1 protein-coding gene is annotated in these 1,572 nt (G+C 62.1%); it reads right to left on the bottom strand.

Annotation, left to right across the window (positions count from 1 at the left end; all coding sequences use genetic code 11):
• Positions 1 to 177 precede the first annotated feature (177 nt).
• The gene (locus Q322_RS0119985) at positions 178 to 1,302 is read right to left on the bottom strand and encodes a PQQ-dependent sugar dehydrogenase (protein ID WP_034419437.1); all 1,125 of its coding nucleotides are present in this window, start codon (positions 1,300 to 1,302) and stop codon (positions 178 to 180) included.
• Positions 1,303 to 1,572 lie beyond the last annotated feature (270 nt).

The following is a 1,572-nucleotide window of genomic DNA, read 5'->3' as shown; positions in this document are numbered from 1 at the left end:
TTCCATTGGTGGCCCTTGTCAAGGAATTAATCGGAGTCAGTATAAGGACGCGCACTGAGTGCGGCGTCCTCAAAGGCATCAGCCCATCATTTTTCGACTGGTGCACTTTTGCCGCGCCAAAATGAAAAGTGCGCTTTCAGAGAGTGCGCTTTCAGAGCAGGCCGCCCCTGGACCCACCTACTTTCCCGCCAGCTTCAAAATGCGTCCACTGCCGTATTCGGCCACGTAGACCTCGCCCGATTCGTCCTCGCCAAAGGTGCTGGGGTTGCTGACCTTGCCCAGCGTCACCTTGTTCCAGCTCCTGCCGTCGGCGGGAGCGGCCCAGACGTTGCCGGTGGCAAAGTCGGCGAAGACGTACTGGCCCTTAAGCGCGGGAATCGCCTGGCCCCGGTACACGTAGCCGCCCGTGATGCTCTGGCCCTCATTGCGCCCATACACCAGGACCGGCCCCACAAAACCCTTATCGGCGCAGCCCTTCTCGTAGCACACCTGCCCCTCGCGCACGCGCCAGCCGTAGTTCTCGCCACCCTTGCTGGTGCGGGGCTGGAAATCCACTTCCTCAAAGGCGTTCTGGCCCACGTCCGCGATCACCAGGCCACCGCCGTCACGGTCAAAGCTGAAACGCCAGGGATTGCGCAGCCCGTAGGCCCAGATGTTGGGATTGGCCCCCGCCCGGTTCGCGAAGGGGTTTCCGGCAGCGGGTCTGGCCGCGTCGCCGGAGACGTCGAAGCGCAGCAGTTTGCCCAGCGGCGAACCCAGATTCTGCGCGTTGTTCTGCGGATCGCCCCCCGAACCGCCGTCACCCAGGCCCAGGTACAGGAAGCCGTCGGGGCCGAAGGCGATCTGCCCGCCGTTGTGGTTGCTGTACGGCTGCTTGGCCGTGAACAGGGTCCTGGCGCTGCCCGCATCCGCGCGGCTGAAATCAGAGGTGGCCGTGTATCGGGCCAGCACGGTGTCGCCGTTCAGGTCGCTGTAATGCACATAAAGGCGGCGGTTAGATTTGTATTCAGAATCGAAAGCCAGTCCGATCAATCCACGTTCGCCGCCCGAACGGGTCAGCTTTTGCAGATCCAGAAACAGGCCGGTCTGAATTTTTCCACTCTCGATCACGCGCACCCGCCCGTCCTGTTGCGCGGCGTACAGGCGGCCCGAGCCGTCCCCGGCGTGGGTCAGGGCCGTGACCTGCTTCAGGCCACTGACAAACGGCTGAAAAGTCACAGCGGGCGCGGCCTGAGCCGAGGCACCGGCCAACAGTGCCGCAACACTCCAGGCCAGCATAAAACGGGAGTTGAATTTAGACATGGGCCAGTCTGACCCGGCCACACTGGGGCCGACTGTGACCGTTGCCGCAGGGGTGTGCTACGAATTCCGTTTGTTTCGCGCATGAGTCGAGGAAGCGCCGACTCATCTACTTCACGTCCGGAACCCGTTGTTCTCCTGCTCGCTGTCTTGTCCAGAGCAGCGCCCATCAGGACGCTTGGACGCCCCCTCGGATTTCCAGGTGTTTCTAACACCTTAGGGCTTACGCGAAACTGGACAAATTTGAGATTCTGAGCTGATGGGAAGACCTCG

Origin of the sequence: Deinococcus frigens DSM 12807 (assembly GCF_000701425.1) — a bacterium.
Taxonomy (GTDB): domain Bacteria; phylum Deinococcota; class Deinococci; order Deinococcales; family Deinococcaceae; genus Deinococcus; species Deinococcus frigens.
The sequence above is the reverse complement of the archived record's forward strand: the minus strand, read 5'-3'. Positions and strand labels throughout refer to the sequence as shown.